The following is a 7,763-nucleotide window of genomic DNA, read 5'->3' on the forward strand; positions in this document are numbered from 1 at the left end:
GGACGCCGGCGGCGTCCGTCAGCCCGCTCACGCCCACGCGCGCGCGCAGACCGAAGAGCGCGAGGATGCCCGGCAGGCGATCGAGCCACGTGGCGGGCAGCAGCCAGGTGTCGAGCCCCTCCCACAGGAGCACCTCGGCCAGCGGCACCCAGGGGTCCACTCCTTCGGCGGGGACGCCGACCACGATGCGCTGCCCGCGCAGGGCCTCGGTGAGGACGCTCATGGCGCCATCTTGCCGCACGCGCTCGCCGCACGCGCGTGAGGCGGGCGGGGGCGTCCGCGGCGGGCACGCCGGGCAATAACCGGCAACCCGGCCCCTCAGTTCCCCGATCCGCGCCGCGCCTTGTGAAATGGGGGGGTGGCCAATGCACCCTCCCCTGACATCGTGATCGACGACGCCCTCGTCGGCGAGTTGCTCGCCGAGCAGGCGCCCGACCTGGGCGACCTGCCGCGGCACTTCATGGGCAACGGCTGGGACAACGCACTGTTCCGCATCGGCGAGGGTCTCGTGGCCCGGCTGCCGCGGCGGGAGGCGTCCAGCCGGCTGATCAACCACGAAGTGCGCTGGCTCCCCGAGCTGGCCGTCGGCCTCGACGTCGACCTGCCCCTGCCCGTGTTCGTGGGCGAACCCAGCGCGGCCTACCCGTGGACATGGTCGGTGGTGAACCTCATCCCAGGAGTCACGGCCAGCAGCATCCCGGTCGCCGACCGCACGGTGTTCGCCGAACGGCTCGCCGACGCCCTCTGGTGCCTCCATCTGCCCGCGCCGGCCGACGCGCCGCTCAACCCCTGGCGCGGGGTCTCGCTCGCGCAGGACGTGTTCGACACCCGCGTGCGTGAGCGCATGGCCGGGCACGCGGCGTCCGATGAACTGCTGGCCCGCTGGGAGGCGTGGTCGCAGGCGCCGGAGTTCGACGGGGTCGATGTGTGGGTCCACGGCGACCTGCACCCGCACAACATCATCGTGCACCCCGACCACACCCTCGCCGGCATCGTCGACTGGGGCGACCTCACCGCAGGAGACCCCGCGACCGACCTCGCCACCGCGTGGCTCACCTTCGACGAGAACGGACGCCGCCTCTTCGTCGACCGCATCGACGACGGTGGCCTCATGGACGCCTCCACCTGGCAGCGCGCCAAGGCGTGGGCGTTGTACCTCGGCCTGATCCTCCAGACCATGTCCGACGACATGCCAGAACTCGCCGGGATCGGCGAGCACGCCCTGGCCCAGGTGCTGGCCGAGCAGGCCTGACAGCAGCCGTTCCAGCCGCGACTTCGTTCGGTTCACCTGCCGGACACCGAATCGAATAGGTGAGTTGGCGGACAAGCGGAGGGCCTTGTCACCTAGACTGTCAGGGTGCCCCGAGCCTCCCGCTACCCCAACGATCTCCGCGAACGCCTTGTGCTCGAGGCGACGGCCCGCCTGAGGACCGTCGGCCCCGACCGGGTGTCCGTCCGCGACCTCGCCAACGCCCTGTCCACCTCCACCAACGCGATCTACTCGATCTTCGGCGGCAAGGATCCCCTCCTCGCCGCCGTGGCCGAACGCGCCTGCGCCGAACTGCACGCCCGTCAAGTGGCGGCCGCGGCGTCCGGGGCGGGCGCCGACGGCGTCCGGGCCGCCGCCCGAGACCAGCGGGCCTGGGCGCTCGAGAACCCCGGCCACCACTTGCTGCTGCGCGGACTGGTCGGCGACGCTTCGTCGGAGGAACTGGCTGCAGCCGACGATCCGCTCGTGCCACTCGTCGCCTCGTGCGTCGCCGACGGCACCTGCGCTCCCGGTGACCCGGTGGAGATCGTCGCCACCATCCGCGCCGCTGTCCATGGGTATGTGACGCTGGAACTGCACCGCACGGCGTCCGGCCCGGATCCGGAGGACGCCGACGCTCGCTTCGAAGCCCACCTCTGGCGGCTCCTGAGGGGCGTGTTGGCGCCGGTCTCCGCGGTCGCCTGAGGCTGCGGCCGGGGAGCTGGCTCGCGGCGGTCAGGAGAGGGGCGTGCGGCGGAACTGCTCGAAGCTGCGGGACGCCGTCGGCCCACGCTGGCCCTGGTAGTGACTCCCCCGCTCGGCGCTGCCGTACGGGTGCTCGGCCGGCGAGCTCAACCGGAAGAAGCACAACTGGCCGATCTTCATGCCCGGCCACAACTTGATCGGGAGCGTCGCGACGTTGCTCAACTCGAGCGTCACGTGCCCGACGAAGCCCGGATCGACGAACCCGGCGGTGGCATGGGTCAGCAGGCCGAGGCGTCCGAGCGAACTCTTGCCCTCCACGCGAGCGGCGAGATCGTCGGGCAAGGTGACCCGTTCGAGCGTCGACGCCAGCACGAACTCGCCGGGGTGCAGGACGAACGCCTCATCGGCGCCCACCTCGACCAGCCGGGTCAGATCGGGCTGTTCCTGAGCCGGATCGATGAACGGGTACAGGTGGTTGTCGAACAGCCGGAAGTAGCGATCCAGGCGCACGTCGACGCTCGACGGCTGGATCATCGACGCCTCGAACGGCTCCAGGCGGACCCGTCCGCCGTCGATCTGGGCGGAGATGTCTCGGTCTGACAGCAGCACGACGGCAGCCTAACGGCTGGGCCCTACAGTGAGCAGGTGCCCGACCGCCCGGCCCCCTCGCCGAACGCCCCGCCGGTGCCGGACGCCGCCCACGAACGTTCGCTGGGACTCGCGTCCGGGGTGTCGGCCTACCTCATCTGGGGCTTCTTCCCGCTGCTCTTCGCACTCGTCGCCGCCGCCGGCCCCCTGGAGATCCTCGCTCACCGCGTCGTCTGGTCGCTGGCGGCCGTGTCGCTGGCGCTCGCGCTGTTGCGCCGCCCCTGGGGCTGGCTGCGTACCGTCTTCCGCGGCCCCCGCTTCGTGCGGCTCGTCGCCGCGACGGTGCTCGTGGCCGTCAACTGGCTGACCTTCATCTGGGCGGTCAACAGCGGCCACGTCGTCGAAGCCAGCCTCGGCTACTTCATCAACCCGCTGCTCAACATCGCGCTCGGGGTGGTCCTGTTCGGCGAGCGCATGCGGCGCACGGGCGCGATCGGGGCGGCCCTCGCCCTGGCCGGCGTGATCGTCATCGGCTGGCAGAACTGGGCGACCCTGTGGGTGTCGCTGCTGCTCGCGGGCTCGTTCGCCTCCTATGGCGCGGTCAAGAAGCGGGCTCCGCTCCCACCGCTTGAGGGGCTGTTCGTCGAATCGGCACTGCTCGCACCGCTGGCCATCGGCTACCTCGTCGTCCTCGGCGCCACCGGAGCCGGCCTGTTCGGGACGCAACCGGCGGCGTCCGGATTCCTCGTTCTCGCCGGGGTGCTCACCGCCCTGCCGCTGTGGCTGTTCGCCATCGCCGCGACCCGGCTGGAATACGGCGTGCTCGGCATCCTTCAGTACCTCGGGCCGACGATCCAGTTCATCCTCGGCCTGACGGTGTTCGGGCAGCACGTCGGCCCCACCTACTGGGCAGGGCTCGTGTTCGTCTGGTGCGGCTCGGCGGTCTACCTGAGCGGAGCCCTGCGGCGCAGCCGCGTCGAACTCGCGCCGCGCTGATTTCCGGCGCGACGGCAGCGAAGCCGTCCGGGAAGTGCTCCCCGATGCAGAGTGTCGGCGGGGCACTCTACGATGCTCTCACCAGCACGGAAGGACCGCCCCGCCATGTCGACACCCCCGCTCCCCGGACAGCCCTCACCAGAGAATCCGGACGCCACCGGCGCCAGCCAGGCCGCCGACCCCAATGCGAACCCGGCCACCGGAGCCGCCGCGAAGGTGGAGGCACCCCGGCCGGAGGCAACCCCCTATCCTCCGGCCGCAGCCCCCTACCCGCCGGCCGTCGGACCCCAGCCGCCCTCCGGGGGTGCGTATCCGCCCGCGGGCGGGTACGCACCCCCCGGCACGCCCCCCTACGCCCCGGGGACGCCGCCCGCCGCGGCGTCCTTCCCCCAGCCAGGCCAGCCCTACCCGCAGCCCGGCGAGCCGGGCGCGCAGTCCCCCTACGCGGGCCAGCCCTATGCGGCGGCCCAACCCGCGCAGAAGAAGAGCCGCAAGGGCCTCTGGATCGGTCTCGGCGTGGGCGCCCTCGTGCTCGTGCTCATGCTCGTCGGCATCGCGTCCGTGCTCGCCAGCCGCGGCGGTGGCCTGTTCGGCCCGAGCCCGTCGGACCGGGCCAAGCAACACGTCAGCGACTACTTCACCGCGCTGTCCGAGGGGCGCGCCGCCGACGCGCTCGCCCTGGTCGACGACTCGTCGATCACGGACAAGACGCTGCTGACCGACGCGGTCCTCGCCGACTCGCTGAGCCGCGCACCCCTCACCGACATCGCCGTCGGCGACCCCGTCGAAGACGGCTCGAGCTCCTTCACCGTGCCCGTGACCTACTCGGTGGGCGGCGAGTCGACGTCCGACTCGCTCAACGTCTACGTGAGCAGTTCCACTGGCCCGAGCCTGTACTCGGCCACCGCCGAGCTGGGCCTTTACCTGCTCGACGGCGCTCCGGTCACCGTGAACGGCGTGGAACTCACCTCGGTGGCGCCCGAGGTCTTCCCGGGGAGCTACGTCGTGGCCAGCTCCAGCGAGTACCTCACCGTCGAGGGCGACAGCACCATCGTCGCCCTCAACAGCACCGATCGCCCCGACCCCTCCCTGCAGTTGGCCGTGTCCGAGGCCGGCGTCCAGATGTTCCGCGACAAGGTCATCCCCGCCGCCGAGGCCTGCCTCGCGTCCACCGCGCTCAACCCGGGCTGCGGGCAGGCTGTGCCGGCCGAGGTGAACGGCGTGCAGGTGCGCGACAACACCGTCAAGCGCACCATGGACGCCGAGAACCGCGCCAAGCTCGCCAACGTCACGCCCGAGCCCGGCTCCTCCGTGCCCACCATCATCTCCGCGTGGGACATGGGCTACTTCGACGTCGAGGCCGAGTGCAACGACGGTGGCTCGTGGGGCGCCTGCACCTACACCGGAGAGGGCACCTCCTTCGGCACCGCGTCCATCGATGTGACCGACCTCGAGCTGAAGGTGCAGTGGGGCTCCTGAGCACCGTGTTGTCGGTTGTGCTGCCGCGGGTCGACCAGCGGCAGCTCAACCGCCGGGGCTACTCCTCGGGCCAGGTCCAGCCGTCCATGCGCCCGAGGAAGTCGTCGCTCGGGTCGCCGTCGTAACCCCGGTCGAACGGGGCGCACTGGGCCGCGTGGAGCACCTCGAGGGCGTTGAACATGCCCGACGCGTACTCCTCGGCGAACAGCACGGCCAGCGCGTCGCGCTGCGCCTCGGTGAGCGACCCCAACAAGGAGTTCATGGCCTGCTGCGCCGGATCCACGTCGGCGATGGCGTCGGCATTCGCGTTCCACACGCCCACGCGGACCCGTTGCGCACTCACCTGGCCCTGCCCGGTCGCGCACGACACGACCATGGCGTCGATCATCTGGCGGTAGAGCCAGCGGGGATCCTCAGTCATGGCTCCATTGTGCCCGGCGGCTTGGGCGGGCGTCAGTGCTCGTGCGGGTCGGCCTCGGCGTCGGCCTGCGTGCGGTGCACGGTGCCGGCGACATGGTCGGGCGGGCCGTACAACGCGTACACCTTCAGGTCGTCGGAGCCGACATTGGTGACGTTGTGCCACGTGCCCGCGGGCACGAGGATCACGAAGTCGGCCGTAGCGCGCCGCGTGTAGGTGAGTTCGTCTTCCGCCGGACCCATCTGGACACGCCCCGTGCCCTGCTCGATGCGCAGGAACTGGTCGTTCGTCGGGTGCACTTCCAGGCCGATATCGCCACCCGGTGGAATGGACATGTAAGTCATCTGCAGGTGCTCGCCCGTCCAGATCGTCTTCCGGAAATTCTTGTTGGCGAGCGTCGCCTTCTCCACGTCCACGACGTACGGCTGCTTGCCGAAGTCCTTCTGGATGAGGGCCGGCTTGGCAGGCGGCGCGCCCTCCTCGATCTCTGTGACCTCCGCGATGGCGTCCGCCTCCACCTGGGCGGCCTCGGCCAGTTCGGCGTCCGCCACCTCGATCTCGGCCTGCGCGGCCTTGGCCTCCTCCGCCGCAGCCTTGGCGGCGGCCTTCGCCTCGGCCTTCTTGGCCGCCTTCCGTGCCTCCTTCTTCGCGGTCTTCTTGTCGACCTTCGTGGCCTCGGCCTTCTCGTCGGACTTGGTCTTCTTCGCCATGGAGCCCTCCTCAGCATCGTTCCATCAATCCTAGCCACGGCACCCACGGGTGGGCTGGCGTTCGTGCGGGCACCTCTCGGAATCCTCGTGCGGTTGGTGGGACAAACGCTCCCTGGAGGGGGTGGCTGCTCCGCTGACAGCAGCAGCCTCCCCCTGACGCGGCGAACATCAGTGCTGCTCAGAGCTGCTTTCGGAGATAGGATGGAGCATGGCCAATGAATGCTCCCGCAGGCCCACTCGAAAGCAGCGGTTCCAACGGTGGTGGCGGGCGTTCGACGCACGGTGGGCCTGCATCGACGCCCAAGACATCGACCTCGTCAACTCCAACTGCACCGGCCGCGCCGAGTCGCTCAGGCGTGCCGGGGTGAAAGGGGTCGGCAGCTACCGCTGATCGGCCTCTGGCGGGTCGGGCCGCGCCCGACTAGGGTCTCCGCAACGCCGGACACCACGGTGGTGTCCCCGAGCGAAGGAGCACGCCCATGACGGACAAGCCCGAATCCCTCACCGACGACGAGATCCTCACCTCCTCCGACGGGGTGCCCGCCACCGAGCCCAGCCATGACGCCGACGGCGTCGACGGTCATGACGCCGACGGGGTGGACGGCGACTCGACCGACGGCGGCGACGCGGACGGCACCGACGGCGGCGACGCGGACGGGACGGACGGCGACTCGACGGACGGCACCGACGGCGATTCCCACGACGCCGACGGGGTCGACGCCTGAGCGATGAGCCACCTCGACCTGTTGTCCGGCGACGCCCGCACCTTCGTCTCGGAGGTGTGGGGTCGCCGGATCAACGTCCGCCGCATTGCTCCAGCCGACCTGGCCGGCTTGTTCGACATCGAGCAGGCAGACCACCTCATCACCCGGACCGCGCTACGGACGCCCCAACTGCGGCTCGCCCGCTCGGGTTCGGTGCTGCCGGAGACCAGCTACACACGGCACGCCACGATCGCGGGTCAACCCCTGACCGGGCTGGTCGACCCACGGAAGGTGCTCGATCTGTTCTCCGACGGCGCGACGATCGTCTTCCAAGGACTCCAGCGCTACTGGGAGCCCCTGCGCCAGCTCGTCCGTGGGCTCGAGACCGAACTCGGGCATCCCTGCCAGGCCAACGCCTACCTGACCCCGCCCGGTTCGCAGGGGTTCGCTCTCCACTCCGACAGCCACGACGTCTTCGTGTTCCAGACCTTCGGCGCCAAGCAGTGGGAGGTGCACGATGACGCGGGCGCCCACCCGGTCCTCATGGAGCCGGGCACCTGCATGTACCTGCCCACCGGCACCCCCCACATGGCGCGGACGCAGGAGACGGCTTCCCTGCATGTCACCGTCGGGATCAACCGCTACGTGTGGCGGGACCTCGTCCGCAAGGTGGTCGACCCGGTGCTCGCGGCCGAGTCCTTCGACGCGCCCCTGCCGGCCGATCTCTTCGCCGACCCGGACGCCCTCGCCGCGGCGCTGCGCGACCGGCTGGCCAAGGTTGCGGCGTCCCTGACGTCCGCCGACGTTGCTCCGGCGATCGCTCGCTTCGAGCGGTCGTTCGCCTCCGGGCGCCAGCCGCTGCTCGGCGGCGGTCTGCTCGACCGGCTGACCGTGGACTCGGTGACCGACGACGT

At 70.8% G+C, this 7,763-nt stretch carries 11 protein-coding genes; 7 read left to right on the forward strand and 4 right to left on the reverse strand.

Annotated features, from left to right (window positions below; all coding sequences use genetic code 11):
- The coding region (locus Q1K57_RS13505) for a hypothetical protein (RefSeq protein WP_300083490.1) at positions 1-223 on the reverse strand (223 nt) is incomplete at its 3' end.
- A gap of 135 nt (positions 224-358) precedes the next feature.
- On the opposite strand from Q1K57_RS13505, the gene Q1K57_RS13510 reads away from it, so the two are divergent.
- Entirely contained in the window at positions 359-1,252 is an 894-nt protein-coding gene (locus Q1K57_RS13510; protein WP_300083492.1) for an aminoglycoside phosphotransferase family protein, read from the forward strand.
- A gap of 105 nt (positions 1,253-1,357) precedes the next feature.
- Positions 1,358-1,954 (forward strand): TetR/AcrR family transcriptional regulator, encoded by a 597-nt coding sequence (locus Q1K57_RS13515; RefSeq protein WP_300083494.1) that lies wholly within the window; start codon positions 1,358-1,360, stop codon positions 1,952-1,954.
- Positions 1,955-1,984: 30 nt separating this feature from the next.
- Here the strand turns inward: Q1K57_RS13515 and dcd are convergent, their stop codons facing one another.
- Positions 1,985-2,563, reverse strand: coding sequence for a dCTP deaminase (dcd, locus tag Q1K57_RS13520; protein WP_300083496.1), 579 nt, complete (start codon positions 2,561-2,563; stop codon positions 1,985-1,987).
- Positions 2,564-2,599: 36 nt separating this feature from the next.
- On the opposite strand from dcd, the gene rarD reads away from it, so the two are divergent.
- Together rarD and Q1K57_RS13530 are read left to right on the forward strand one after the other, a co-directional pair.
- Entirely contained in the window at positions 2,600-3,538 is a 939-nt protein-coding gene (gene rarD, locus Q1K57_RS13525; protein WP_300083498.1) for an EamA family transporter RarD, read from the forward strand.
- 105 nt (positions 3,539-3,643) lie between these two features.
- Positions 3,644-5,017 carry a hypothetical protein gene (locus Q1K57_RS13530; RefSeq protein WP_300083499.1) on the forward strand — a complete coding sequence of 458 codons (1,374 nt, stop codon included), beginning with the start codon at positions 3,644-3,646 and terminating at the stop codon, positions 5,015-5,017.
- 58 nt (positions 5,018-5,075) lie between these two features.
- Here the strand turns inward: Q1K57_RS13530 and Q1K57_RS13535 are convergent, their stop codons facing one another.
- Both Q1K57_RS13535 and Q1K57_RS13540 read right to left on the reverse strand, forming a co-directional pair.
- A complete protein-coding gene (locus tag Q1K57_RS13535) occupies positions 5,076-5,438 on the reverse strand; it encodes a DUF6547 family protein (protein ID WP_300083501.1) in 363 nt (120 codons plus the stop codon).
- Between the two features lie 32 nt (positions 5,439-5,470).
- Positions 5,471-6,145 carry a cupin domain-containing protein gene (locus Q1K57_RS13540; RefSeq protein ID WP_300083502.1) on the reverse strand — a complete coding sequence of 225 codons (675 nt, stop codon included), beginning with the start codon at positions 6,143-6,145 and terminating at the stop codon, positions 5,471-5,473.
- Between the two features lie 208 nt (positions 6,146-6,353).
- On the opposite strand from Q1K57_RS13540, the gene Q1K57_RS13545 reads away from it, so the two are divergent.
- From Q1K57_RS13545 to Q1K57_RS13555, 3 genes are all read left to right on the forward strand, one after another.
- Entirely contained in the window at positions 6,354-6,536 is a 183-nt protein-coding gene (locus Q1K57_RS13545; RefSeq protein ID WP_300083504.1) for a hypothetical protein, read from the forward strand.
- Between the two features lie 88 nt (positions 6,537-6,624).
- Positions 6,625-6,870: a hypothetical protein gene (locus Q1K57_RS13550; protein ID WP_300083506.1), complete on the forward strand. Its 246-nt coding sequence runs from the start codon at positions 6,625-6,627 to the stop codon at positions 6,868-6,870.
- Positions 6,871-6,873: 3 nt separating this feature from the next.
- Positions 6,874-7,763 (forward strand): cupin domain-containing protein (locus Q1K57_RS13555; protein WP_300083508.1); only part of this gene is annotated, 890 nt, incomplete at its 3' end.

This window comes from Propioniciclava sp. (genome assembly GCF_029977985.1).
GTDB lineage: Bacteria > Actinomycetota > Actinomycetes > Propionibacteriales > Propionibacteriaceae > Propioniciclava.